This window comes from Actinoplanes sp. NPDC049118 (assembly GCF_040648555.1).
Taxonomy (GTDB): Bacteria; Actinomycetota; Actinomycetes; order Mycobacteriales; family Micromonosporaceae; genus Actinoplanes.
This window is the reverse complement of sequence record NZ_JBEZDY010000044.1, coordinates 1-24,042: the sequence shown is the minus strand read 5'-3', so window position 1 is coordinate 24,042 and position 24,042 is coordinate 1. Positions and strand designations below refer to the sequence as shown.

Annotated in this window: 30 protein-coding genes and 1 pseudogene; 16 read left to right on the top strand and 15 right to left on the bottom strand. The window is 72.6% G+C overall.

The genetic code is table 11. The features are described 5' to 3' along the window. Positions 1-25: 25 nt before the first annotated feature. Positions 26-535 carry a DUF664 domain-containing protein gene (locus AB0B58_RS40320; protein WP_360235965.1) on the top strand — a complete coding sequence of 170 codons (510 nt, stop codon included), beginning with the start codon at positions 26-28 and terminating at the stop codon, positions 533-535. A gap of 58 nt (positions 536-593) precedes the next feature. Next, positions 594-938 carry a VOC family protein gene (locus tag AB0B58_RS40315; RefSeq protein WP_360235962.1) on the top strand — a complete coding sequence of 115 codons (345 nt, stop codon included), beginning with the start codon at positions 594-596 and terminating at the stop codon, positions 936-938. 33 nt (positions 939-971) lie between these two features. On the opposite strand, the gene AB0B58_RS40310 is transcribed toward AB0B58_RS40315, so the two are convergent. The 3 genes from AB0B58_RS40310 to AB0B58_RS40300 form a co-directional block, all read right to left on the bottom strand. After that, the gene (locus AB0B58_RS40310; protein ID WP_360235960.1) at positions 972-1,418 is read right to left on the bottom strand and encodes a group II truncated hemoglobin; all 447 of its coding nucleotides are present in this window, start codon (positions 1,416-1,418) and stop codon (positions 972-974) included. Positions 1,419-1,449: 31 nt separating this feature from the next. Then, positions 1,450-1,893, bottom strand: a complete 444-nt coding sequence (locus tag AB0B58_RS40305; protein ID WP_360235957.1) for a YbjN domain-containing protein — start codon at positions 1,891-1,893, stop codon at positions 1,450-1,452. A 239-nt stretch (positions 1,894-2,132) separates the two neighbouring features. Further along, positions 2,133-2,561 carry a DUF6188 family protein gene (locus AB0B58_RS40300; RefSeq protein ID WP_360235954.1) on the bottom strand — a complete coding sequence of 143 codons (429 nt, stop codon included), beginning with the start codon at positions 2,559-2,561 and terminating at the stop codon, positions 2,133-2,135. A gap of 324 nt (positions 2,562-2,885) precedes the next feature. Here AB0B58_RS40300 and AB0B58_RS40295 point away from each other — a divergent pair, with 324 nt between their 5' ends. The 5 genes from AB0B58_RS40295 (at position 2,886) to AB0B58_RS40275 (ending at position 7,861) form a co-directional block, all read left to right on the top strand. Continuing rightward, complete coding sequence (locus tag AB0B58_RS40295) at positions 2,886-3,254, top strand: hypothetical protein (protein WP_360235951.1); 369 nt, start codon at positions 2,886-2,888, stop codon at positions 3,252-3,254. Further along, positions 3,254-5,593, top strand: coding sequence for a DUF4132 domain-containing protein (locus tag AB0B58_RS40290; protein ID WP_360235948.1), 2,340 nt, complete (start codon positions 3,254-3,256; stop codon positions 5,591-5,593). Before AB0B58_RS40295 ends, AB0B58_RS40290 begins: the two co-directional genes overlap by 1 nt. Positions 5,594-5,738: 145 nt before the next feature. Then, on the top strand, positions 5,739-6,035 hold the full coding sequence (locus AB0B58_RS40285; RefSeq protein WP_360235945.1) for a hypothetical protein: 297 nt from the start codon (positions 5,739-5,741) through the stop codon (positions 6,033-6,035). Positions 6,036-6,120: 85 nt separating this feature from the next. Further along, positions 6,121-6,900, top strand: a complete 780-nt coding sequence (locus tag AB0B58_RS40280) for an alpha/beta hydrolase (RefSeq protein ID WP_360235942.1) — start codon at positions 6,121-6,123, stop codon at positions 6,898-6,900. Between the two features lie 52 nt (positions 6,901-6,952). Then, on the top strand, positions 6,953-7,861 hold the full coding sequence (locus AB0B58_RS40275) for an aminoglycoside phosphotransferase family protein (protein WP_360236027.1): 909 nt from the start codon (positions 6,953-6,955) through the stop codon (positions 7,859-7,861). 4 nt (positions 7,862-7,865) lie between these two features. On the opposite strand, the gene AB0B58_RS40270 is transcribed toward AB0B58_RS40275, so the two are convergent. Both AB0B58_RS40270 and AB0B58_RS40265 read right to left on the bottom strand, forming a co-directional pair. Beyond that, positions 7,866-8,285, bottom strand: coding sequence for a MerR family transcriptional regulator (locus AB0B58_RS40270; protein ID WP_360235939.1), 420 nt, complete (start codon positions 8,283-8,285; stop codon positions 7,866-7,868). A 60-nt stretch (positions 8,286-8,345) separates the two neighbouring features. Continuing rightward, entirely contained in the window at positions 8,346-9,038 is a 693-nt protein-coding gene (locus tag AB0B58_RS40265) for a helix-turn-helix domain-containing protein (RefSeq protein ID WP_360235936.1), read from the bottom strand. Between the two features lie 114 nt (positions 9,039-9,152). Between AB0B58_RS40265 and AB0B58_RS40260 the strand changes: the two genes are divergently transcribed. After that, on the top strand, positions 9,153-9,599 hold the full coding sequence (locus AB0B58_RS40260) for a hypothetical protein (RefSeq protein WP_360235933.1): 447 nt from the start codon (positions 9,153-9,155) through the stop codon (positions 9,597-9,599). A 79-nt stretch (positions 9,600-9,678) separates the two neighbouring features. Continuing rightward, complete coding sequence (gene folE, locus AB0B58_RS40255; protein ID WP_360235930.1) at positions 9,679-10,317, top strand: GTP cyclohydrolase I FolE; 639 nt, start codon at positions 9,679-9,681, stop codon at positions 10,315-10,317. Positions 10,318-10,372: 55 nt separating this feature from the next. Here the strand turns inward: folE and AB0B58_RS40250 are convergent, their stop codons facing one another. Then, on the bottom strand, positions 10,373-12,046 hold the full coding sequence (locus AB0B58_RS40250; RefSeq protein ID WP_360235927.1) for a methyl-accepting chemotaxis protein: 1,674 nt from the start codon (positions 12,044-12,046) through the stop codon (positions 10,373-10,375). Positions 12,047-12,253: 207 nt separating this feature from the next. On the opposite strand from AB0B58_RS40250, the gene AB0B58_RS40245 reads away from it, so the two are divergent. Both AB0B58_RS40245 and AB0B58_RS40240 read left to right on the top strand, forming a co-directional pair. Further along, on the top strand, positions 12,254-12,466 hold the full coding sequence (locus AB0B58_RS40245; RefSeq protein WP_360235924.1) for a hypothetical protein: 213 nt from the start codon (positions 12,254-12,256) through the stop codon (positions 12,464-12,466). Positions 12,467-12,656: 190 nt separating this feature from the next. Then, positions 12,657-13,241 carry a hypothetical protein gene (locus tag AB0B58_RS40240; RefSeq protein ID WP_360235921.1) on the top strand — a complete coding sequence of 195 codons (585 nt, stop codon included), beginning with the start codon at positions 12,657-12,659 and terminating at the stop codon, positions 13,239-13,241. A gap of 61 nt (positions 13,242-13,302) precedes the next feature. Here AB0B58_RS40240 and AB0B58_RS40235 read toward each other — a convergent pair whose 3' ends face one another. Both AB0B58_RS40235 and AB0B58_RS40230 read right to left on the bottom strand, forming a co-directional pair. Continuing rightward, entirely contained in the window at positions 13,303-13,821 is a 519-nt protein-coding gene (locus AB0B58_RS40235) for a DUF6328 family protein (protein WP_360235918.1), read from the bottom strand. A gap of 62 nt (positions 13,822-13,883) precedes the next feature. Then, complete coding sequence (locus AB0B58_RS40230) at positions 13,884-14,708, bottom strand: LPXTG cell wall anchor domain-containing protein (RefSeq protein ID WP_360235915.1); 825 nt, start codon at positions 14,706-14,708, stop codon at positions 13,884-13,886. A 179-nt stretch (positions 14,709-14,887) separates the two neighbouring features. Between AB0B58_RS40230 and AB0B58_RS40225 the strand changes: the two genes are divergently transcribed. Continuing rightward, positions 14,888-15,121, top strand: coding sequence for a hypothetical protein (locus AB0B58_RS40225; protein ID WP_360235912.1), 234 nt, complete (start codon positions 14,888-14,890; stop codon positions 15,119-15,121). A gap of 36 nt (positions 15,122-15,157) precedes the next feature. After that, the gene (locus AB0B58_RS40220; RefSeq protein ID WP_360235909.1) at positions 15,158-15,874 is read left to right on the top strand and encodes a hypothetical protein; all 717 of its coding nucleotides are present in this window, start codon (positions 15,158-15,160) and stop codon (positions 15,872-15,874) included. Here the strand turns inward: AB0B58_RS40220 and AB0B58_RS40215 are convergent. The 4 genes from AB0B58_RS40215 to AB0B58_RS40200 form a co-directional block, all read right to left on the bottom strand. After that, a complete protein-coding gene (locus tag AB0B58_RS40215; RefSeq protein ID WP_360235906.1) occupies positions 15,852-17,186 on the bottom strand; it encodes a glycosyltransferase 87 family protein in 1,335 nt (444 codons plus the stop codon). The genes AB0B58_RS40220 and AB0B58_RS40215 overlap by 23 nt on opposite strands. After that, a complete protein-coding gene (locus AB0B58_RS40210) occupies positions 17,159-18,211 on the bottom strand; it encodes a hypothetical protein (RefSeq protein ID WP_360235903.1) in 1,053 nt (350 codons plus the stop codon). Before AB0B58_RS40210 ends, AB0B58_RS40215 begins: the two co-directional genes overlap by 28 nt. Positions 18,212-18,331: 120 nt before the next feature. Then, the gene (locus AB0B58_RS40205; protein ID WP_360235901.1) at positions 18,332-18,655 is read right to left on the bottom strand and encodes a PadR family transcriptional regulator; all 324 of its coding nucleotides are present in this window, start codon (positions 18,653-18,655) and stop codon (positions 18,332-18,334) included. A gap of 9 nt (positions 18,656-18,664) precedes the next feature. Then, positions 18,665-19,462: a hypothetical protein gene (locus tag AB0B58_RS40200; RefSeq protein ID WP_360235899.1), complete on the bottom strand. Its 798-nt coding sequence runs from the start codon at positions 19,460-19,462 to the stop codon at positions 18,665-18,667. Positions 19,463-19,607: 145 nt separating this feature from the next. Between AB0B58_RS40200 and AB0B58_RS40195 the strand changes: the two genes are divergently transcribed. Together AB0B58_RS40195 and AB0B58_RS40190 are read left to right on the top strand one after the other, a co-directional pair. Then, on the top strand, positions 19,608-20,984 hold the full coding sequence (locus AB0B58_RS40195; protein ID WP_360235897.1) for a gluconolaconase: 1,377 nt from the start codon (positions 19,608-19,610) through the stop codon (positions 20,982-20,984). Further along, complete coding sequence (locus AB0B58_RS40190; RefSeq protein WP_360235894.1) at positions 20,984-21,379, top strand: hypothetical protein; 396 nt, start codon at positions 20,984-20,986, stop codon at positions 21,377-21,379. Before AB0B58_RS40195 ends, AB0B58_RS40190 begins: the two co-directional genes overlap by 1 nt. A 186-nt stretch (positions 21,380-21,565) precedes the next feature. Here the strand turns inward: AB0B58_RS40190 and AB0B58_RS40185 are convergent, their stop codons facing one another. The 3 genes from AB0B58_RS40185 to AB0B58_RS40175 form a co-directional block, all read right to left on the bottom strand. Beyond that, positions 21,566-22,147 carry a DoxX family membrane protein gene (locus AB0B58_RS40185; protein ID WP_360235891.1) on the bottom strand — a complete coding sequence of 194 codons (582 nt, stop codon included), beginning with the start codon at positions 22,145-22,147 and terminating at the stop codon, positions 21,566-21,568. A 314-nt stretch (positions 22,148-22,461) separates the two neighbouring features. Further along, positions 22,462-23,430 (bottom strand): Acg family FMN-binding oxidoreductase, encoded by a 969-nt coding sequence (locus AB0B58_RS40180; protein ID WP_360235888.1) that lies wholly within the window; start codon positions 23,428-23,430, stop codon positions 22,462-22,464. 94 nt (positions 23,431-23,524) lie between these two features. After that, the gene (locus tag AB0B58_RS40175) at positions 23,525-23,830 is read right to left on the bottom strand and encodes a hypothetical protein (protein ID WP_360235885.1); all 306 of its coding nucleotides are present in this window, start codon (positions 23,828-23,830) and stop codon (positions 23,525-23,527) included. Between the two features lie 105 nt (positions 23,831-23,935). Here AB0B58_RS40175 and AB0B58_RS40170 point away from each other — a divergent pair. Beyond that, positions 23,936-24,042, top strand: a pseudogene (locus AB0B58_RS40170) (DNA-binding response regulator); the annotation flags it as partial.

Genomic DNA, 24,042 nt, shown 5'->3' with positions numbered 1-24,042 from the left:
GGGCCGGTACCCGCACAATGGTGTGATGACGATGCCGTTCCCCTCTCCGATGGTCCCCGCGGCGGGGCGCGCCGAGGTGTTCCTGCGCTACCTCGACTTCTTCCGCGACTCGGTGCTGTCGAAGGTGTCCGCCCTGGCCGCCGACGAGCTGCGCCGCAGCCGGCTGCCGTCCGGTTGGACGCCGCTGGAGCTGCTCAAGCATCTGCGGTACGTCGAGCTGCGCTGGATCGAGTGGGGGTTCGAGGGGCGCGACGTCGGCGAGCCGTGGGGAGACCGGCGCGGAGACCGGTGGTACGTCGCGCCCGAGGAGACCCGCGATGACCTGCTGGCCGCGCTGCGTGCGCAGGGCGACCACACCCGGGACGCCATCCTCGGCAGCGAGTTGACGGCCGTCGGGGCGCCCGGTCCGCGATGGGAGGGCGCGCAACCGCCGCCGCTGGAGCGGGTGCTGTTCCACCTCCTGCAGGAGTACGCCCGCCACCTCGGGCACCTCGACATCGTCGCCGAACTCGCCGGCGGACCGACCGGCGAGTAGGCGCCGCCTTCTGGCGGGATCGGGCTGTCACGCCGGTCCCCGGCAGTATGGTCGGTAGATGATCAATGGCGCTCACGTGATCATCTACAGCCGCGACGCGGACGCGGACCGTGCCTTCTTCCGGGACACGCTCGGCTACCCGCACGTCGACGCCGGCCACGGCTGGCTCATCTTCAAGCTCCCACCGGCCGAACTCGCCATGCACCCGGCCGACGGCGAGCCCGTGCACGAGCTCTATCTCATGTGCGACGACCTCGAGGCGACCATGACGGACCTGTCCGCGAAGGGCGTCGAGTTCACCGTCGCGGTCACCGAGGAGCGGTGGGGGCTTCGCACCGCGGTGCGGCTGCCCGGCGGCGGTGAACTCGGCCTCTACGAGCCGCGGCACCCGACCATGGTCTGACGACCACCGCGGACGACGCCCGGCGGGCCCGGCTCAGGCCTGCGGGCCGTCCCAGGTCCATCGCGGGATGCGCAGGCCCGCGGGTACGTCGGCGGCAGACTCGGGGTAGCGCGCCATCGTCGTCGTGGTCGCCCAGGCGAAGTAGTCGTGCAGCACCTGGCGCAGCGGCTCCACCGAGAGCCCGGCATCCGCCAGGGCCCGGTCGAAACAGGCGATCGTGTGGAGGTCCATCTCCTCGTGCCGGCCGTTGCCGCTGTGCATCCGTACGACCGAGGTCTCGTCGCCGTAGGAGTCCGTGTACGCGGTGGGCCCGCCGAGGGCCTCGCCCCAGTATGCGGCGAGGCGCTCGGTGTGTCGCGGGTGGAAGCCGTGGCTGAACGCGTGACCGACGATCTCGTCGGCCATCACCCGGCGGTGCCACGCCCCGGCCAGCCGGAGCATGCCCTCGCCACCGCCCGCGGCCTCGTACACGCTCTGCATGACCCCAGCATGGCACCGTGACCCTGTGGGCTCAGCCCTTGGGTGCGTCGCGCAGCTCGGCGACGCTGTCGACCAGCTGACCGCCGCCCACCAGCCCGCACATCAGCGCGTGTTCCAACTGCTCGGCGGTGACGCCCTTCTCCCAGTCGACGACGTAGTCGCCGACGACGTTCACCAGCCCGTTGTCGGACACGTGCACGTACGCCTTGGGCCACAGGTTGTCGTGGTTCCACCCGTTGCAGAACCGGTACAGCATGGGCACGTCGTCCACGTCGAACGGCGGCATCACCATGACCCGCAGCTGCAGCATCTCGCCCAGCTGGCCGACGCGGAAGAAGAAGGCGGGGCTGCCCTGGACCGTCGTGACGAGCTCACCATCGTCGTCGACGAGGAAGTTGATACCGTGCGCCGTCAGAGCTTCCTTGATCATCTGCTTGCTGAAGGCTTTGGCCGGCTGGCCGGAGAATAGACGCATGCCATGATCGTAATCCGTGATCGCAATGCCGGACGAATTCGCTACGCCGGGCTCCATTTGCGGCATCCGTCCGCCGGCCCACCATTCGCCTCCCGGACCAGACCCACGATCGCAGAGTCGGGACCGCCGCTATCGGAGGCGGCGGCAGGGCGATCTCACGTGGATCGTCAGCTCGGCGACCGGGCGCAGTGGGTGGGCGCCGGCGGCCGCCGGCGAGGCGGGACGGCGCACGGCAGGCGTCAGGGCACCCGCCGGGGCGGCGCCGCATCGCCCCAGACGGCTATCTCGCCGCGGGCCAGGCACACGATCAGGTAGCCGTCCGGACCGGCGACCGCCCACGACTCGAAGTCGGCGTCCACGCCGACCGACAGCTCCGACCCGCTGGCGAAGGTGATCCGCAGCTCGCCGGTGTCCCGCGTCCACGCCTCCCGGACGACGTCGCCGAGCAGTACCGCGAGGACGTCCGAGGGATTCTCGCCCGGTTCGATGTCCACCCGGCCACCCGGCCCGTCCAGGCGGGTGAGGGTCTCGATCAGCACCTGACAGCGGCCCGAGAAGCTCAGGACGATGGCGTGACCGAGCCGCACGTACTCCAGCTTCCGCCCCACCAACCGGTCGATCGACCGCGCCTGCCGCGGACGCCGTCCCGCGTCCATGTCGGCGACCATGACTGGCAACATGCGTACCTCGATCGGCTCGTCGGACCCACTGACGGCAGGAACGTAGCCCGGGCTTTCATAAGAGAGCCTTAAAAGCGATCAAGGGCTCCGTGAATCGGAAACGGCCGTCGGTCGAAATGGTTCGGTACGGCGGTTGATCGTCTGCAGTGGCCGACTTCTGTTCCGGCATCCCCGGTGCCAGGCTCGGTGCGTTTCGGGCAGTTCGTCTCCGCCGAGGTAATCGCATTTGCGCCGAACCTCCGCGGTGGAGCCGGACGGCGGATTGTCGTACCCGCCCGGCATGATCTGGCGCACACGCAACGGGGAGGGTTCATGGCCGAGGTGGTCGTGCGCGACGAGACGATGGCCGGCCGGGCCATCGGTGAGTGGGTGCTGCCGGACCTGCCGGCGAGGGTGAGCGCCCGCGAACTGGTGCGCCTGCGGGTGCGTGAGGAGGTGGCCCGGTTCAACGCCGCACCGGCGCGGCACGACTCGTTCCGCGGGCTGGTGCGGCCGGCCGATCCGGCCCGCCCGCGGCTGGACTGGGAGGCGCAGGCCGACGCCGCGTGCGCCGGGTTCGCGAGCAATGCGTTCGTCATGATCGCCGGTGATCGGCAGATAGAGGATCTGGACGAGGTCATCGACCTGGAGCGCGCGCACGCCGTGGCGTTCATCAGGTTGACGCCGCTGGTCGGTGGCTGATGGGCGACCAGCGGGATGACGCGGCGCGGGCGCTCGCCGATCAGATCATCGGGGGCGAGAGCGGCCACGTGCTGGTCGGTCGGGACGGCGAGGTGCGCCGCCAGGCGCTGCGGCTCGTCCACGAGTTCGTGGTGCGGCACGACTCCTCCTACTTCGGCTACTTCGGCCGCGCCCTGGCGGTCGATGAGGTGCTGGACACACCCTGGACCAGGGACGACCTGGAATGGGCACTGCGCCTGCTGCTGCGCAAGGAGCCGCTGAGGACCATCTCGGACGCCCCGTTCTGGGTGCCGGCGTTGATCACCGCCGCGCTCGATCACGCCGAGCTCGACGGTCTCGAGGATCGACTGGCGACTGCGTTCGCCGCGCTGCACGAGACCGACGTCGGCGCGGCGGACGGACTGCGCCGGCTGGCCCGGCTCTACGGCACCGGGCTCGGTCACTTCAACCGGGGAGTGCCCGCCGACCTGTCGATCGCGGTGCGCCATGCCCGCGGTGACGCCGACGGCCTTCGGCCGCTGCTGGCCGACCCGCAGGTCCACGACGTGTTCCGGTTCGCCGCCGAGCTGGCCACACCGGCGCCGACGAAGGCCTGGTTGCGCGAGGCCGACGAGCGGCTGGCCGCCGCGCCGCAGGCGCAGGAGGCCTTGGGACTCCTGCTCGGCGCCTACCGCAGCGGGGCCGATCCGGTCTACGACTACGTCGACGCGCTGCTGCGCGGGCTGGTCTGGCTGCGGTCGCGCGTCCCCGGCGACCAGACCACCGCGTTGCTCTGCGACGTCGCGGCCACGGTGGCCACGCCGGTCCGGCGGGGCAGCGCTCGGCTCGTCGCGCCCAAGGCCGCGGCCGCCGTGGTCGACGTGCTGGCACAGCGCCCGGGCGACGCTCCGGTGCAGACACTGGCCCGGCTGAGCCTCACCGTGCGCAGCAGGTCGCTGCTGCCGCGGATCCGCACCGCCCTGGAGCGGATCGGCCGGGAGCGCGGCTGGACGCCCGGCGAGGCGCTGGAGCTGTCGGTGGACGACCACGGCCTCGACCGCGACGGCCGGCGCACCTGGAGCATGGGCGAGGGCGAGGAAGCCGTCGTGGCGATCGACGCCGGCCGGGCACGCCTGCGGGCGTACGGGAACGGGGTTGCGCTAAGTGCCGTGCCGCCCGCCTGGAAGGACTCGGTGGGCCCGGCACGCCGCTCGGTCACCGAGATCAACCGGACGCTGAGCGTGGAGCGGCTCCGCGTGGAGGGCCTGTTCTCGCAGGATCGGGTCTGGAACCGGGCCACCTGGGCGCGGCGATACCTCGACCACCCGATCACCGGCGCCACCGCCCGGCGCCTGATCTGGCAGGCCTCGCCGGACGGCACCACCTGGACGTCGGGGCTGCCCGAGCGGACCGCCGACGGCTGGACCCTGTCCGATCTGGACTCCCTGCCGGGCGAGGACTGGCGGGTGCGGCTCTGGCACCCGGCGCTCGTCGGCTCGGCCGAGGTGGCCCGCTGGCGCGGCCGCATCCTCGCGGCCGAGCTGCGGCAGCCGGTCAAGCAGGCGTTCCGCGAGGTCTACCGGTTGACGCCGGCGGAGGAGCAGACGAGCACCTACTCCAACCGGTTCGCCGCGCACATCCTGCACTACCGGCAGGCGAACGCGCTGATGCGCGAGCGCGGCTGGTCCGCCAACTATCTGGGCGGCTGGAGCGACGGCTACCACGGTGAGGCGAAGAAGGAGCTCGGCGGCGGCGAGTGGCAGGCCGTCTTCTTCCACGACTGGGTCGAGTCGAGCACCTGGGACCTGCCGTACTGCGCGACCGACCAGGTCCGCTTCGCCCGGCGGGACGGCCGGAGGTGGGCGATCACCCCGCTCGCCGAGGTGCCGCCGCTGGTGTTCAGCGAGGCCATGCGCGACGTCGACCTGTTCGTCGGCGTCACCTCGATCGCCGCCGACGACGACTGGCAGGACCGCGGCGAGGACCGCTTCGACGACTACCGCCGGCGGGCCGCGTTCGCCGGCCTGACCCCGGGCGGCGAGATGCGCCGCGACGCGCTGGCCCGCCTGCTGCCCAGCCTGGTCATCGGTCCCCGCTGCGAGCTGCAGGACCGCTTCCTGCGTGTGCAGGGCAGGCTCGGCGCATACCGCATCCACCTCGGCTCGGCCAACATCCTGATGGAACCCGACGACGCGTACCTGTGCATCGTCCCCGACCGCGCCAGGGCCAGGAAGGTCGCCCTGCCCTTCGACGACGACCCGGTGCTCTCCGTGATCCTGTCCAAGGCCATCATGCTGGCCGCCGACCACAAGATCACCGACCCCGCGATCACCGCCCAGCTACGCCGGAGCCGCCTCTGACCAGAACAGACCAGGGCCCCACATCATCGGTCCGGTGCACCCCGGTCCGGTCCCGGGTCGCTCGACCAACGGCAGCCACCGGCCGGTGTGACGAGCGGGTCGCCTCGCTCTCGCCGAGCCGGTACCCGCCGATCGGTGACACGACGTGTGCCCGACCTCGAACATCCGCCTGCGGATCAGCACGGCGGCCGATCACCCGCTGCGGCGGCTCGCGGCCGCGGGCGTCCGCTGTTCGATCTCCACCGATGACCCGGCGTTGTTCGACACGGACCTGTCGGCCGAGTACGCGCTCGCCGCGACGCTCGGCGTCCCGGCGCAGGCTGCATACCGGGCCGCACTGCACGGTGCGCTCTGCGACGCGGCGACCAGGAGCACATGGCCGGCCGGGCGCCGGATCCGGCGTGATAGCGTCGCCGTGCGCTGCCGCGAACTGAGGAGGTGAGACCGATCAACGCTGTGACTCGGGGCTCCCTCCCTCGCGTGGTCTAGGGAGTGCCCGCAAGAGGCATCCCGAAAGGCTCGACACCATGCGCTTCACCTCCGAGACGTCGTCCGACGGCGTCCGCGAACAACTCTTCACCCTCGACGAGATCCCGGGCGAGACCTCGTCCGAGACCCCGGGCAAGACCCCCGGCGGGATTCCGGGCGTGCTGTGGACGCCGGTCGGCGTCGGCGGCACCCGTCCGCTGATCCTGATCGGACACGGCGGCGGCCGGCACAAGCGGGCCCCCGACATCGTGGCCCTCGCCCGCCGCTTCGTCGCCGAGTGCGGCTTCGCGGTCGTCGCGGCCGACGTCCCCGCGCACGGCGACCGGCCGGAGGACGCGGAGTACGACCGGATCGCGCGCGAGAACCAGGCCCGGGTGGAGGCCGGGGAGGAGCTCGCGCCGCTCATCGCCGGCTTCCAGGCGCTCGTCGCTCGCCGGACCGTCCCGGAGTGGCGGGCGGTCCTGGACGCGGTCCAGGAACTCGACCACGTCGGCGCCGGCCCGGTGGGCTACTGGGGTGTCTCCCTGGGTTGCGGGCTCGGCGTTCCCTTCGTCGCCGCCGAGCCCCGGGTACGCGCGGCCGTGCTGGGCCTGGGCGGGGCGTCGGCATCGGCCGGGTCCGCCGCGCGGATCACCGTACCCGTGGAGTTCCTGCTGCAGTGGGACGACGAGCGGGTGCCCCGCGCACAGGGCCTGGCGCTGTTCGACGCCCTGGCCTCGGCCGAGAAGACGCTGCACGCCAACCCCGGCCGGCATGGGGAGCTCCCGGAATTCGAGCTGGACAGCAGCGTCCGATTCTTCGCCCGGCACCTGCGCTGATCCGGGAAATCGGCTGGCACCGGGCGTCCCGCGGCGCAAGGATCCGGGCGTGATGCTTCACGAGAACGAGATCCCGATCGACGAGGCCGTAGTCGGGTCGCTGCTGCGGGCCCAGCGCCCCGACCTGGCCTCGCTCCCGCTGTCGCCGGCGGGCGCCGGCACGGACAACGTCATGTACCGGCTGGGGGAAGAGCTGCTCGTGCGGCTGCCACGGACGGCCGACAAGGCGCCTTCGCTGCGCAAGGAGCAGACGTGGCTCCCCCGGCTGGCGCCGTTGCTGACATGCCGGGTGCCGGAGCCGGTGCACGCGGGCACGCCCGGCGCCGGGTTCCCGCTGCACTGGTCGATCTACCGCTGGATCGACGGTGCCGAGCCCGGGCCGGGCACCGTCCGGGACTGGGCCGCCCTCGGGACCGACCTGGCGACGTTCGTGCGGGAGCTGCACGGCATCGACCTCATGGGCGCCACCCGCGCCGACGAGCTGAGCTGGTACCGCGGCGGCAGCCTCAACGCCTGCGACGAGTGGATCAGCGCCGCCTTCGAGGACTGCCGGGCCACCGCCGACGCCGGACTCGACGTCGACGCCCTGGAACGAATCTGGCGCGCCGCGATCGCGCTGCCCGAGCCCTCCGGCCCGCACGTGTGGCTCCACGGCGACCTCAAACCCACCAACCTCCTGGTGGCGCGCGGCCGGCTGGACGCCGTCATCGATTTCGGGGCGCTCTCCGTCGGCCACCCGGACGCCGAGCACGCCACCGTCTGGGACCTGCCGGCGCCGGCGCGACGGGCCTACTGGGACTCCCTGAACCTCGACGATCACACCTGGGCCCGCGCCCGGGCCTGGGCGGTCGCCGTCGGCGTCAGCGGAGTCTCCTACTACCGCAACACCTTTCCCGCCTTCGTCGCCGAGTGCCGGGCCAGGCTCGAAAACATTTCGGGTACGGCGGCAGCCGCGCCGTGAGGACCTACCGCCCTGGGTGTTCGGCGGCGCCGATGGCCGGGTACGGGATCGGGCAGTCGGCGCAGGTGCAGTCGGTGAGGCTGTCGCAGCGGGCGTCGACGACCTCGGTGAGCGTGCGGCGGATCGCGGTGAGGTCGCCGATCTTCGCGTCGATTTCGGCGATCTTGTCGATCGCGCTTTGCCGCAGGTCCGCGGTGGGATGCCGGCGGCGGCCGGCGGCGAGCAGGTCGGCGACCTCGTCGAGGGTGAAGCCGAGCCGCTGCGCCGCCTTGATCACGTTGAGCAGGTCGACGGTGCCGGGCGGATAGAGGCGGTGCCCGCCGATCGACCTGGCCGGCTCGGCGAGCAGCCCGCGGCGTTCGTAGTAGCGCAGGGTCTGGATGTTGACGCCGGCCTGTTCGGCGACCGCGCCGGCGCCGTCCACTCGACGGTGAGCCTGTACCCGGGTACCGGATGCAACCCCCGCCGCGCCCGGCGTTCCGGATCAGACGAGGTCCCGCTCCGTCGCGATGGTGACGCAGCAGCGGCCGGGCGCCGGGTCGAGCCGCGCGCACAGGCCGCCGGCCTCGACCGCGTCGAGGACCCCGCCGATGAGGTCGAGGTTGATGCCGCAGACGAGCTCGGTGTACTCGGCGGCGAGGCTGTGGAAGGGGCAGTTGGCGAGGACGATCTCGTGGTCCGCCGGGCGTGGCTCGTAGCCGTGGCGCTCCAGGACGTCCGTGACCACCTCCGCTGCGGGCCGCTCCGCGCCGTCTGCGGCCTCGCCGAGGCGGCGGCCGGTCGTTCGCGCCGCTTCGGTCAGCGCCTCGGCGAGCGGAACCCGTTCGCGGCCGGCGATGGTGATCGCCTCGGCCATCACCTGCCCGGCGAGGTGGTACCGGCGCCCGGGCAGGCTCACCGCGATGTCCCGGTTCGCGCGGCGGTAGAGCTTGGCGGGCCGCCCCGCGCCGGGGCCGCCGCGGCCGGGCGGCCGGCTGTACTGGACCTCCAGCAGGCCGTCGGCGACGAGCCGGTCGAGGTTGAACTTGGCCACGTGGTGCGCGACGCCGGTCCCCGCGGCGGCGTCGTCCCGGCTCACCGGCGCGTCCCTCGAGACCACGTAGCGGTAGAGCCGGCGGCGCACCGGCTCGCTCAAGGCCGCGACGCTGGTCACGTCGGCCACGAAGTCGTCGGTCACGGCACACCTCCCAGGGCACTCACGGCTGCACCCATTCTAACGGACATGCGTCTTGACGAAATCCCTTCGGCGGTTCTAACGTCAACGAAACTTTCCGTTAGAAGGGAGCTCGACATGACCCGCATCGCCGCCGGCGACGGTCCCGCGCCGTCCGCCACCTCCGCCGGGACCGAGCGACTCAGGCACGACCCGGTGTTCCAGGCCTTCTGGATCCTCCGCGTCGGGTTCACCGTCGCGCCGGCCCTGTTCGGCCTGGACAAGTTCGCCGGCCTGCTCACCGACTGGGACGGCTACCTCGCCCCCGCGTTCGACCGGCTCGTGCCCGGCTCGGCACACCAGGCGATGCTCGCGGTCGGCGTGATCGAGATCGTCGCGGGCATCGTCGTCGCCGTCCTTCCGCGCTTCGGCGGATACCTCGTCGCGGCCTGGCTCGGCGGCATCATCGTCAACCTGCTGATCCTCGGCGACTACTACGACGTGGCGCTGCGGGACTTCGGCCTCCTGCTGGGCGCGCTCGCCCTGGCCCGCCTGGCGGCGGGCGTCGCGGCCGACCGCCGCTGACCATCGACCGTCGACCCGCCGGGCCGGCGCCGACCCGGCCCGTTCCGGCGGCGCCGACCCGGACGACAAGGAGACCGCAATGACAAGCACCGCCCGGTCAGCCGAGGACCACCACGACGGCGCGCCGCGGACCCCGCAGCTGCGGCTCGTCCACGACGCGGTCCCGGTGGACGTCGACGCGGCCGCCGACGCCGTGCGAGCGCTGCTGCGGGCCCTCGGGCAGGACATCGACTCCGAGCACCTGGCGGACACGCCGAGACGGGTCGCCGCCGCCTACGCCGAGCTGCTCACCTGCGGGCCGTTCACCCTGACGACCTTCCCCAACGACGACCGGTACGACGAGCTCGTCCTCGTGCGCGAGGTGCCGTTCCGGTCGCTGTGCGAACACCACCTGCTGCCGTTCCACGGCGTGGCGCACGTGGGCTACCTGCCCGCCGAGCGCATCGTCGGGCTGTCGAAACTCGCGCGCGTCGTCGAGCACTTCTCCCGCGGGCTGCAGGTGCAGGAGCGGCTGACCCAGCAGATCGCCGACTGCCTGCAGAGCAACCTGCACGCCCGGGGCGTCGCGGTCGTGCTCGAGGCCGAGCACATGTGCATGTCCCTGCGCGGGGTCCGGGCCGCCGGCACGAGAACGGTCACCTCGGCGCTGCTCGGCCTGCACCGCGAGCACCCCGCGACCCGGGCCGAGTTCTTCGCCCTCGCCGGCATCGGGCGTTGAACGCCCCGCCGGCTCCGGGCACCGCCGATCCTCCGCGCGGTGCCCGGAACAGGCGCTAGTAGCGGTAGTGGTCGATCATCGCCTGCAGGTCGGAGCCCATCCGGGCCAGTTCGGCGGTCGCGCGCTTGGCCTCGGCGATGCCGTCGGCGACGCCTTGCGCGGCCTGGGAGACCCCGGCGAGGTTGGCTGCGATCTCGCCCGATCCGGTCGCGGCCTCGGAGACGCTGCGATTGATCTCGTTGGTCGTCGCGGTCTGCTCCTCGACCGCGCTGGCGATGATCGTCTGGTATTCGTTGATCTTGTCGATGACGTGGGTGATCTCCGCGATCGCCGCGACCGCACCCTGCGTGTCGGTCTGGATGGTGGTGATCCGCAGCGAGATGTCCTCGGTCGCCTTCGCGGTCTCCTGAGCCAGGTCCTTGACCTCGCTGGCGACAACCGCGAAGCCCTTGCCCGCGTCGCCGGCGCGGGCGGCCTCGATGGTGGCGTTGAGGGCCAGCAGGTTGGTCTGTTCCGCGATCGCGGTGATCACCTTGATGACGTTGCCGATCTCCCGCGACGACTCGCCGAGCTTGGAGATGGTCTGGTTGGTCGACTCGGCGAGCTCCACGGCGTTGGTGCCGATCTGGGCGACCTCGTTGGCGTTCTCGGCGATCTCGCGGATCGACATACCCATCTCCTCGGACGCCGCCGACACGCTCTGCACGTGTCCGGCCACGTCGTCGGCCGCGCAGTTCACCACGCCGACCTGGGTGCTGGCCTGCTCGGCGTTGCTGGCCACGAGTTCGCCGGTGGCCGACAGCTCCTGGGAGGCCGATGCCAGCGCGTTGACGCTGTCGGCGACACCGCGTACGAGCACGAGTTTGCCGGCCAGTTCCTCGTTGAGGGCCTCGGCCAGGGCGGACAGTTCCCGGGTACCGGCCGGCTCGAGCCGGAAGTTCAGGTCGTCGGGGTCCCGGACGCGCAGCGCGTCGGTGTACGCGACGATGACGCGACCGACCTTGGACTGCAGCAGGTACAGCACCGCACCGATCGCCAGGGGCAGCAGGACGGCGAGCGCGATCAGCAGCGCGACCGACCCGGCGGTCTTGGCGGTGGCGCCGGAGACCGCCTGCGCCGAACGCTCGTTCAGCATCTTCTGGAACTTCTCGATCGGTTCGGTGATGACCGCCTTGTTGGCGGCGTAGGCGTCGTCGAACATGATCGTGCGTCCGACCTCGCGCTTGGCGGCCGGGCTCAGCGCCGCGTCGGCGGCGGAGAGCCTGGTCTGCGCGATCGCCGGCGGCATGTCGGCCTCGGGCGTCCCGGCGGCCTCGAGCACCAGGCGCTGGGAGCGCGACTCGGTCTTGACCAGCGCGTCGGAGTTGGCCTTGGCCTGGTCGATGAGCGCGAACTCGTCCGCGGTGGCACCGAGCGCCTTGAGCTGCGCGAGAACGTTGTCCCGCGTCTTGGTCACGGTGATCTCGTCCCAGTACTTCGAGAGGTGGGCCCGGTCGGCCGTGGCCGAGTAGAGGCGGGCCTCGTTGGTGAGATGGTCCGAGGCGGCCTGGAGCTGAATTCCCAGCGCCTTGAATTTCGCCTGCCGCTCGAACGCCCGCTTTTCGGCGCCGACCGCCGAGCTCACCAGCGTGACCGCGAGAACCAGCAGGCCGGTGATGAGGACCAGCGTTCCGATGGCGGCCTTGTTGATTGTCGATTGCCGCAGTCCTCGGCGTTGGCGTGCAGACATCATCCGTGCCTTTCGGTAGGCGCACCCGCCGGACCAGCGAGGTACGTGGCATTTCGGCACGACGGCACATCCCCTGAACGAATGCCACCCATTGGGACGACCGACGGGCGGGACGGAAAAGGTCTGACGCACGAGGTCGAAATCCGTGCTCGGATACCGCCTGTTTCGCGGCGAATGAACACCCACCGGCCGGGTAACCGATGCTCCATGACCGCTCGACGACAGGCGTCCCACGACCTGGATGCCGAAGACCGCAACGCATTGTCCGACAGCGACTTCGCGTTCCCGGAGCCCTTTAGCGACGCCGGGCACGTCCGCACGCCGCGCTCGAAAGCGGACCTCTACGCCGAGGCGCGGCGCCGGCGGGTGCGGGGCCGCGCCAAGGTGACCAAGGCGGAACCGCAACAAGCCCTTGACTGACGGCGAGCCGTCCATTTCGAACGCCGGGGCCTCACCGCGCATCGCGGCCGCTCGAGCAAAGGGCGGGTCAGGACCGACATATTGATCAACTTCGCACTATATGTATTCATGCGAGCCGATGGTCGGTTTTACGGATCTTCGCTCGGGCACCGGTGGCGCGACGACGTTTATCGATGGAAGGGAAACGATCATGCGCCTAACCACAATCCCGAAGGTGCTGCTGGCCGGCGCGCTGGCACTCACCACTGTCGGCGCCGTCGCGGCACCCGCCGCGGCCGCACCCGCTCGACAGCCCACGGCGTCGGCCGCCGAGGGGACGATGACCTCCGGCGTCCAGGGCACCTTCACCGATGCGGTGGGAGGCATCGGGCAGGTCACCGGAACGTTCGACCCGACGGAGTTCGCCGTCCAGGACGACACCCTGGTGGCCGTCGGCACCCTGCACGCGGTGCTGACCGACTCGACCGGCGCCCCCGTCGGCACCGCGGATGAGACGGTCACGCTGCCGGTGCAGCTTCCCGGCTCGGGCGACGTCAGCGCCCTGGCGCCGTGCAACATCCTGCACCTGGTGCTCGGCCCGCTGGACCTGGATCTGCTCGGGCTGAAGATCCACCTCAACACCGTGGTCCTCGACATCACCGCGCACTCCGGACCCGGCAACCTGCTCGGCAACCTGCTCTGTGCGATCGTCGGCCTGCTCGACGGCGGCCTGCCGTTCCCGCTGGCCCAGCTGGCCGACCTGCTGAACCAGGTCCTGGCCATCCTGGCTCTGTAGTGGAACGGCCGGGGCGGGAGATGCCTACCCGGCATCTCCCGCCCCGGCGCGGCGCGGTGGTTCAGCCGCCGTCGCTGACCTGCTCGTCCTCCCGCTCGGCGTCCTCGTCGATCCAGTTGCGCCGGTACCAGGGAATGCCGGCCCAGAAGACGAGGAAGACGACCGCCGCGAAAGCGCTCAGCGCGATCGCCATCGGGCGACTGAGCAGGAAATCGACGATCAGGAATATGCTGCTGACCATCGAGATCAGCAGGAAGGCGAGCCCGCCGGTGGCCATCCGGTGCGCGTACCGGACGAGTTCGGGTTTGCGCCCCTGCCGGAACAGCGCCCGGTGGAACGCCACCGGCGAGATGATCATCGCGGTGGAGACCGCCGCGGCCAGCAGCGCCACGATGTACGCGTCCTTCTGCACGGCGGTGGTCTGTGGGAAGCCACTGCTGAAGGGCATGGTCAGCAGGAACGCGAAGAAGATCTGAACGCCGGTCTGCGCCACCCGGAGTTCCTGGAGCAGGTCGGCGAAGTTCCGATCCCAGCGGTGCTTGTCGTTCTCGTTCGAGATCTGGTTCTTCTCTGCCGTCATGACACCCGGATTCCCCGGGCGCGGCGACCAGCAAACGCGCAGGCGCGCGCCCGGAACGGGCGTCAGGCGATGAAGCGCGTCCGGCGTCGCCGGGCCACCACGTAGCCGGCGCCGCCCGCGAGGAGCAGCGTCGCGCCGGCCCCGGCGACGGTCGCGGCGCCCGCACCCGTGACCGGAAGGCCGCCGCCCTCGCCGCCCGCGGCGACCGCACCGGTGGACGTCGGCGTCGCGGCCGGCGTCGCCGGGGTGGTGGTCGCGGGACCGGTGGACGGCGTGCTCGCGGCCTGCGGCAGTCGCACGTATGCGAAGCCGAGCGAGTTCGGCGAGGCGGGCATCGGCAGCGGCCGGGCCTCGAGGGCGACCGCGCCCTTCGAGCCGGGCGTCGACTCGCCCCGCAGGCTCTCCGCCTTCGCCAGCGCCTCGATGCCGCCCTTCGCCCGGGCGTCCTCGGCGGTCGTCCACCCGAAGACGATGGCGCCGATGTTCTTCTGCACCGCGGCGGGCGCCACCGCGACGAGCGGTTCCGCGATCGCGTACGTGGCGCCGGGCGCGAGCTCCTGGTCGAACTCGCACCAGGCGCCGTCGAGGTTGCTGTCGACGTAGTACCGGCAGTTGCTGAACGTCCGGGGCAGGTCGAGGTCATTGAGCACCCGGATGTGCACCACGACGCCGTCGACGGCCTCGTCCGAGTTGTTGGCCACCCCGAGAACGGCGGGGGACAGGTCTCCGGGCTTCACCGGGTACACCTTGGTCTTGCCGGTGACCGGATCCGTCTCGGTGACCGCGACCAGGTCGGGGCCGTCCGAGTCGGTCGCGGACGCGGCCGCCGGGAACGACATCGCGCCGAGTGCCACGACGGCGGCGCCGAGTCCGAGCAGTCTCTTCACGTGCACTCCCCCGTCGATGGATGACCGGGACACGATACAAGATCATCGACGGCCTCGATCCAGGCGGCAGTGGGTGCCTGTTCTTCGTCCGCGGGCGGTGGTGATCCGCCCGGGCGGATGGTCCCGGAATGCCCGGTCCGACCTCCGAGCCTGGAGGGGCACCGCGATGCGATGTGGTCGTGGCGCCGGTGCTGCCGAACCGGGTAGCCACGGTGAGTGGCGTGGTCGTCACCGAGGCGGCGCTGCGTATCGGCTGCGTTCTCGTCCTGATCGCCCGCGTGCTCCGGGTCGGGCGCGAGACCGGTCAGTCCGCCGCGGCCGGCGGGTCGGCGCTGGTCACCGGCGACGACTGGGACGCCTCGTCGTGGGATCCGGAGGTGATGCGCGACATCGACCGCAGGCGGCGCTCATGAGCGCCGGCCGCCGCTCCGCGGCGCCGGAGCCAGAAGGTGACGGCAACGGTCGCCCACAGCAACGTCGCCACCGCACCCTTCCACGCACGCTCGAACGGCGGCCGCGCCTCGCCCAGCGCGGCATCCCCCGTCCACACGACCAGAATCCCGAGCCACGGCCAGTCCGCACGCGTCACCGTCGCCTCGCCGGGTTTCGACCGGACGGCCGATCCCAGCAAGGCCAGACTGGCGAGCACCAGGAACGCGGGCGGCCCGTACTGCCACAGCCACGCCCAGGGGAGATCCACGAAACGGAGTATCGGGTACAACGGCGTCCGGTTGCAACGAAAGCGGTCCGCGCGCAGCCTGCCGGCGGTCGGCCAACCGGGCCGTGATGCACTGGGCGTCCCCCGGTTCCGGCTGGAGACGGTGTCACCGGAGAGCACGGACCGCCCGGTGTGCGCGGCGACGGCGTTCGGAGTCAGCCGCACCGGGCTGCACGTCCTGTTCGGAGAGACACGGGTCTTCGCTCACGTACGTTGCGTCTGGGTTCCGCCGGGCGGCGCGACGGATCCGTTCGGCACCACCACCGGTCTCGCCGGCCCCATCGCGGCCACCCTCGGCGACTCGTCCGGCTACGAACTGCCGGCGGACGGCGAGAGCTATCCGGACAGCCTGCGGCGGATCTTCCCCGGCCGGCTTCTCTCCGAGGCGCGGGACGGCACCGTGACGGCCGAGGCCGAGTCGGAGCTCAGGCGCCGGTACTCGCTGTAGCGGTAGGGACCGGCGCCCCGCCGGAGGCCGATCGACCGGGACGAGCCGGCGTGAACGGCACCAGCGCGGCGATCGCGATGGCCAGCAGCAGGCGCGCGTTGCTGAACACGGGTGGACCCAGCGCGGTGACCGGCAGCAGCATCACCGCCACCACCGCGACCGGCCAGGCGCGGCGCGCCCAGGCCGGGCCGCGTACCGGGAGCAGCGCCGCCGCCACCAGCCACACCTGGTGGTGCGTCCAGGAGACCGGCGACAGCACCACGCTTGCCGCGCCCACCACCACGAGCGCGCAGAGCCAGTCCCCGCGGCGGCCGTGCCGGGCGGCCCGGAACAGGGCCAGCGCGGCGACAGCGCCGCCGAGCACCAGCACGACCGCGGACCGGGTCGGTGCGGCCAGGTCGAGACGCATCAGGGCGCCGTTGAGCGACTGGTTGCCGACCGAGGTGATGTAGCCGAGTCGGCTGACGTGCGAGATCTCGATGGCCCAGAAGCGCACCGAGTCCGCGGGCAGCGTGACCGCGGCGAGCAGGCCGCAGGCGGTGAAGGTCGCCGTGGCGAGCACCGCCGCCCGGCGCCGCCCGGCGAACCACAGCATCGCGATGAAGATGAGCGGGGTCAGCTTGATCGCCGCGCAGAGGCCGATGAGCAGGCCCTGCCACCGGCTCTCCCGCAGAAGCAGGACGTCGGCCGCCACCAGGGCGGCGAGGAAGATGCTTACCTGCCCGTACTTGAGGTCGCAGGAGACCGGCGCGGACAGGACCAGCACCAGCGCGTACCAGGGTGCGTGGGCCCGGACGCCCGGCAGCAGGGCCAGCCCGGTGACGGTGACGACCGTGGCGAGGGTCCAGCCCAGTTGCAGGGGCAGCGGACTCAGGTCGGCGAGCGGCAGGAAGACCAGGCCGGCGAACGGTGGGTAGGTGAACGGCGCGTTGCTGGCGCTGATGAAGTCGTACAGGCTCGCCCCGTGCAGCAGGCCCTCCACCGCACCGGTGTAGACGCCGAGGTCGGAGAGCCGGACGCCGGCGGGCCGGTCGAGTACGAGCCAGGCGGTGATCAGTGCGGCGAGGGCGGCCGGCAGCCAGTGCGCCGGCACGGCGTGCCGGCGGTGCACGGCCTGCCCGCGGGCGAGGCGGTAGGTACGGCGCCCGTTCTCCCAGCGGGCCTCGATCTGCCCGGACCGCAGCAGCCGGACCAGTGCGCGATACAGCGATCCGCTGGACAGCCCCGCTCCGCGTGCCAGGTCGAGACCGTGGTGCCCCCGGCCCGGATCGGCCGCCAGGCTGTTCAGTACCGCTGTCGTCGAGCTCCCCATAGTCGGAACTCTACATAGGGGTAGCCCGCCACGAGAAGGCCGACCAGCAGGGCGAGTGCGGTACGCCCCGCGGGATGGGCGAGGAAGCCGAACCCGAACACCATCGGGTCGGCCCCCGAGGCGCCGCGGCGCAGCAGCTCCCCGACCGCCAGCCCGCCGAGCCCGGCGACGATGCCGAGGGCGCCGCTGCCGAGGGCGTCCCGCGACCCGGGCGCCCGCGACACCGGCGCGGCGCGGCGCAGCAGACCCGCCACGACGGCGACCGTGCAGAGTGCGATCGGGCCGATCATGGCCGCCGCATTGCCGAGCAGGACGCCGGACGGGCCGTTGCCCGGCGCCGGGAGCAGCGCCGCCGGCAACCAGGCCGGCGCGGAGCCGGCGTGCACCCCGAGGGCCGTGGCGGCGCGCAGGGAGCCGGCGATCGTCGCCGCCTCCAGCGCGACGACCCCGCCGAGCACGGCGACCGGGGCGGCGAGCCGGTGCCGGGCCGAGGCGCGCAACCGCGACGACACCCGTACGGTCAGCGCCAGCGCCGCGGTCCACACCGCGACCGCCGGAGCGATGTCGCGCCAGCCCATGAACGGCATGACGGCCACCTCGTTGCCGGCGAGCAGGAACGCGTAGAGCGCCGCGCCGAACAGGACCACGCGGCCGACCGTCGCGCGCCGCCCGGCGTAGGCCATCACCGCCGCCGCCACGGCCAGCGCCGCGGCACCGGCGGCCGGGCCGAGACCGCCGTACAGCAGGCGCACGGCGTTGATCAACGCCGCGGCCAGCAGGGTCAGCGCCACCGGCACCGCGCCGCGGGCGAGCCGGGCCGGCCAGGTCACCGGCTCCTCCCCCGCCTCCTCGACGGCGGGCGAGAGCGCGAGGCTGCCGGCGAAGGTGAGCCGCCGCCACGGGCGCCCGCGGAGCGCTTCGAGCTCCGCCAGCCACTCCCGGCTGAGATCGTCGGCGATCTCCGCGGGCCAACGCCGTGCGGTCGCGACGATCAGCGCACCAGCCAAGCGATCAAGCCCGCTCATGCCGCCCCTCCGCCGACGCTCGATGATTCGCTCGCAGGCTCGCTCATGCCATCGCCTCCGCTGGCGCTCCGGCGACGACATGAGTCAGACACTGAGCTGATGATTCGCTCGCAAGCTCGCTCATGCCGGCCGCGGCCGGGTGCCGGGCGCGGTCGCGCGGGACATCTGTAGCTGCATCGCGGCGACCTCATGCCGCGCCTGGGTGACCCCGTCCGCGGTGAGGCGGTAGTAGCGGCGGTTCGGCCGGCCCTCGGCGGCGGGGTCCGCCTCCTCCCAGCGCGACTCGACCCAGCCGGCCCGTTCGAGGCGGACGAGGATCGGGTACAGCGTGCCGCTCGGCAGGCCGGTGTCCTGCATGAGCCGCAGGCCGTAGCGCTCGGCGGCCGGATCGGCGAGCAGCGCGGCGACCACCTTCAACACCGACGTCGTCATGCGGGGGGTCATGTACGTATCCTACATAGGGTCGGCGAGGCCGGTGCAGTACGCGATCGTCGCGTCGTCCGCCGCCACCGCGTGGCGCGCTTCCGCCTGCCGGACCCGATGGATGATCTCGGCGGGCCCGCTCGACGCCAGGACGGCCAGGACTCCCGGCCAGTCGGCGAGCCCGAACCGGTCCACGATGCGGCTCGCCCCGTTGCTGAGCAGCACGGCACCGGCCAGCCCGGAGACCGGGAGGCTCCCGGTGATCGCCTCGTCCGCGGCCCGCGGGTCGTCCTTGGCCACCCAGAAGCCGCCCGGCCGGTTCCGGTTGGCGCGCAACTCACCCAGGACCCGGCGGTACTCCTCGCCATCCCCGGCGGCCGCCTCGAGCGCGGGCAGGTACGACCGGCCGATGACCACCTCCCGGGTGTCGGAGACGACCAGCGGCGCACCGTCCGCCCTGTCGAGCACGAGGACCGCGTCGCCGAGCACCAGGTGCTCGATGCGGTCGCCGTACAGGCGCAGGACGGCCACCGCCGCCGACGGGCTGATGGGATCCGCGACGTCGCAGGTGTGCCGGTGCTCGTCCGTCACCCGCACGATGGCCTCGGCGAGCACCGCCTGGAGGCCGCGGTCCGGCGCGGATGACAGCAGGTCGAGCAGGGTGCCGCCCAGGCGCCGGGCATACCAGGCGACGCCGTGCCGGCAGATCGACTCGGCACCGGGGATGCCGGCGCCGTCGACCAGCACCACCGCCGTCCGCACGGCGCCGACGAAGTCCTCGTTCGTGCGCCCGGCCCGTGCCGCGGCGCTCGCCGTCGTCACCCGCATGCCCGGACTCCGCCCAGCGTCCCGGCATCGGCGGGGCCGAACGCGGGCGTCGCGTGCCGTACGAGAGACAGCATCATCACACCGTAGGAGACGGGTCGGCCGGCGCGGGTTGCGTAGCGGCGGATTAGTGCGTACAGATGCAGCGATGAAGATGATCGCGCGTGCGGCGGTGGCCGGCGGCCTGGCGCTCACGCTGGCCGCGTGCTCCGCCGACCGGCCGGCCGAACCTGCGCGGCCCGGCACGCCGCCGGGCGGGGCCGTGCCGCCCTCGGCGTCGTCCGGGGTGCCGGCGCTGGCCGACACCGTCGTGCGCCCGCTCCCCGGCACCGGCGCGGCGCCGTTCGACCGGGACCGGCGGGTGCAGGCCCCGCCCGGCTGGACGGTCACCGTCTGGGCGCGGGTGCCCAGCGCCCGGCTGCTGGCCTGGACGCCGGACCGGCGGCTGCTGGTGTCGCGGCCCAAGTACGGCGACGTCGTCGAGCTGATACCGGGCCCAGGTGACGCCGCGCCGGCCCAGCGCACGCTGGTCAGCGGGTTGCACCAGCCGCACGGGCTGGCCTTCGCCGGGGACACGCTCTATGTGGCCGAGAGCGACCAGGTGAACGCCTTCACGTACAGGGCCGGGGCGGTGTCGGGCAGGCGGGTGGTGGTCGACGGGCTGCCCGACGCGCGGAGCCCCGAGCTGGGCGGCGCCTACGCGCACGCGTTGAAGAGCGTGGCGGTCGGCGAGGACGGCGAGCTCTACGTCTCGGTCGGCTCGACCGGCAACGTGTCGGCCGAGGACCGGGACGCGCAGCCGGAGCGGGCCGCCATCCTGCGGGCGGCGGCGGGCGGCGGGAAGCCGACGGTCTTCGCGCGCGGCGTACGCAACGGCACCGGGCTGGCGGTCGACCCCGACGGCGGGGTGTGGACCGCGGTCAACAACCGGGACAACACCGCGTACCCGCACGACGGCGACTACGACGGCGACGGCGGGTCGGACAAAGGCCAGGTCATGCAGGCGTACGTGAACGACCACCCGTTCGAGCCGCTGGCCCGGCTGGAGCAGGGGCGCGACCTCGGCTGGCCGTACTGCAACCCGGACCCCGACCTGAGGCCGGGCGAGAGGGACTCACCGCTGAGCTACACCCGGCGGCCGTTCGTGCGGGACATCCAGACCAACGCCGACGGCAACCGGCTCGACTGCGCGGCGCTGCCGCCGGTGGAGCAGGGCATGGGCGCACACTCGGCGCCGCTGGGGCTGAGCTTCGCCACGTCGCCGGGGCTGGCCGGCGCGTACGGGCCGGGTGCCCTGGTCGGCGTGCACGGCTCGTGGAACCGTAACCCGCCCCGGGCGCCGGAGGTGTCGTTCTTCGCCTGGCGCGACGGCACCCTCGGCCCGCAGCAGACGCTGCTCACCGGGTTCCAGGGCGGGGACGGTTCCCGCTGGGGCCGGCCGGTCATGGCCGTGCAGGGCCCCGACCGGGCCCTGTACGTGAGCGACGACTTCGCGGGTGCCGTCTACCGCGTGACCGCGCCGTGATGGGCCCCGACGATCCCGCCTTCCTCGCGGCACGCCGCCGCGCGACCGCCCGGGACGGCGTGCTCTCCGGCCGGTACGCGCTGGTGGACGGGGAACTGCTGCCGGAGGCGTACCCGTCGTGGAGCCCGCAGGGCGGCCAGGTGCCGCCCGCACAGGTGACCATGTCCGTCTCGTTCACCACGGTCGCCCGGCACCGCGAGGGCGGCGTCCTGGAGCTGAGGGCAGCCGAGGGCGACGCCGTCCGCGCGGTGTGGTGGCGCGGCCCGAACGACAGCCGGGGCGAGACCATCCCGGACGGGTTCGTGTGGGAGAAGAACGACGACTACTACCACGGAACCGTCGGCTGGGCCGACCTCCACGAGGTCTCCGTCGAGGTTCGTGTCATACCCCGGTGACAGGATCGGGCGGTGGATCCCGACAGGACGGTGAGGCCGCTGCGTTCGCGGCGGCGCTCGCCGGGCTCCCTCGACCTGCTGCGCAGGTCCATGCGTGACCGCGGGGTCGGCCCGGCACGCCGGCGGCGCATCCTCGATCGGCTCGCACAGCGAGAGCCGCCCGGCCGGGCGGCTCTCGGACGTGGTTCAGATGAGCCAGCGGTGCTTCTGGACGAAGGACAGGTTCACCCACCGCCGGCCGAGACCCCAGGTGTGCCCGGCATAGGTCAGCGCCGCGACGATGGCGCTGAGCGCGTAGACGACGTGGTAGTCGACGATCGGGTTGGTCGAACCGCTCGGCTCGCCCGCGCTCGTCTGCTGGGCGAGCGGCCATTCGGCGGCCCACATCATGGCCATCATCAGGGTGGCGGCGCCGGCCGCGATCCGCAGGCCGATGCCGAGGATGAGGGCCAGGCCCATGCCGAGCATGCCGAGCATGAAGCCCCAGTCGGCCCAGGTGTCGCCGGCGATGCTGTGGTAGAACCCCTGCAGCGGTCCGACCTCTACGTTGGACAGGAAGCCGTTGGTCGGCGAGCCGCCGTTGATCCACGCCCGTTCGGACGGGGTGGAGTAGCCGAAGCCGAACAGCTTGTCGAGGAACGCCCACAGGAACACGAAGCCTACGGAGATCCGCAGGACGGCGAGGGCCCTCGCGGCTGCCTTGGTGAGCATGTGGCCGGGCGCCTCGACCTGTTCGAGGTGGGCCGCATGCCGGCTGGTGGTTGTCATTACGTCCTCCTCGGTCGATGTCTGCACCTCTGAGGTCCTCTACCGGCGGCCGCGGCACCCGAGTCCGGCATCCCGTCAGGCCGGGACCAAGGTCCCCGGCCGATGCGTAGCTGGATGATCGATCCTGCAGGCGACGCCGCGTTCAGCACGTCCCGCGCCCCGGTCCGCCGCCTCGTCGATCGCGGCGTCCGTGTCATCGCGGGCGGACGCTGGCGCCGGGCTGACGATCCATCGCCGTCCGAACGGCCAATTTCCCATGATATCCGGCTACAGACGCCCACCGCAGACGAATCGGGATAGCGCGTCCGCGCGCCTCACCGCCCGGGCGGCGGCAGCAGCACCTCGGCCACGTCGCGGCGGGGTGTCGGCCGGCCCGGCCCGCCGTAGCCGAACCGCAGGGCGAGCTGCGGGACGCCCGAACGGCCGAGCGAACGGCGCAGCTGGTCGCGGGCCGCCGGAACCTCGATCGGCTGGGATAGCATCGACGCGGCCAGCCCGGCGTCGGTCGCGGTCAACAACACCTTCTGCAGGGCCTGACCCGCAACGATCTGATCGACCGGCAGGTCGCCGACGACGCCGAGAATGCCCACCAGCGGTTCCGGCTCATAGTCACGGCCGGGACCACGCCGGCGATCGGAGAACGACCGCTGCGGCAACAGATCCTGCGGCTCGGGAACCGGGGCCCCCGCCGTGACCGGGACACCGTCCGCCGCCGCGTCGGCGTGCGTCCAACCCGCCATCTCCGACTGGTAGCCGGCATCGCGGCGCAGCACCCGGTCGGCGCTCCGGGCGATCTCCGCGAAGCCGCTGAGCGCCGTCATCCCCACCAGCAGGTCGAGCCACGCGCCCTCCGAGCGGGCCGCGTCGATCAGCCGCAGCCGGGCCTCGGCCGCCACCGGATCCGGCCAGAACGGCGCCCGGTTACTGAATCGGCGCGGCACCGCCGCGAACAGGTCCGCCTCCGAGTACGTCGCCGGCCGCGCCGGACCGGGGCTGAGCCGGGCGATGACCTCCGGCTCGGACCGGTCCGGACGCAACTCGACAAGCGCCGGCGTCCCGGCGACGGCCAGGGCCAGGCGCGCGTTGTACAGCGCCGCGCCGCAGGCGAGCCGGACCGCCCAGCCGGCCCGGTCGGCGACCGGGAGCTGCCGGGCCGGGTCCGCGAGCACCTCCACCGCGCCGCCACGCAGCCGGAACAACCACGGCTGCGTGTTGAGCAGGGAAGGCGCACGGATACCGGCGGCGGCCGCCCGCAGCAGGTCGGCCTCGGAGTAGGCGTCCACGGCGGTTCTCCTTCCAGCTGACGGCGGGGCACATGCCTCTACCACCACACTGCCGGGCGCCGGCGGGGGACGGTCAGGGCCGAAGGTCCCGGCATCAGCCGGCGACCGGCACCCGCCAGGTGACCGTCGTGCCCCGGCCGCCGGGACCGGGGCCGTCCTCGAAGGAGCCGCCCAGGTCGTGTGCGCGTTCGCCCATGTTGACGACGCCGCCGCGGGCCAGCGCCGGGTCCATGCCGACGACGGCGTCGAGCAGGGCGCGCAGCCGCTCCCGGCTGGTCATCACCTCGCCGACCCGGTCGAGCATCTCCTGCAACAGCTCGTCCCGGCGGACCCGCGACAGCGGCGTGAGCCCGAGGGACGGCTGCTCGTTGGGGCGCCCTCCGGCGGATCGCGCGGCCATGACGGCCAGGCTAGACCCCGCGCCGTTCCGGCGACACCGGCCGGGTGGACGGCGCCGGGACCTTCGGCCCTAGGTGGACCGGTCCGCCGGAGGTAGAAAGGACGGGTGATCCGAGTCTTCCTTCTCGACGACCACGAGGTCGTCCGCCGTGGCCTGATCGATCTGCTGCAGGCCGACGGCGACATCGAGGTGGTCGGCGAGTCCGGCTCAGC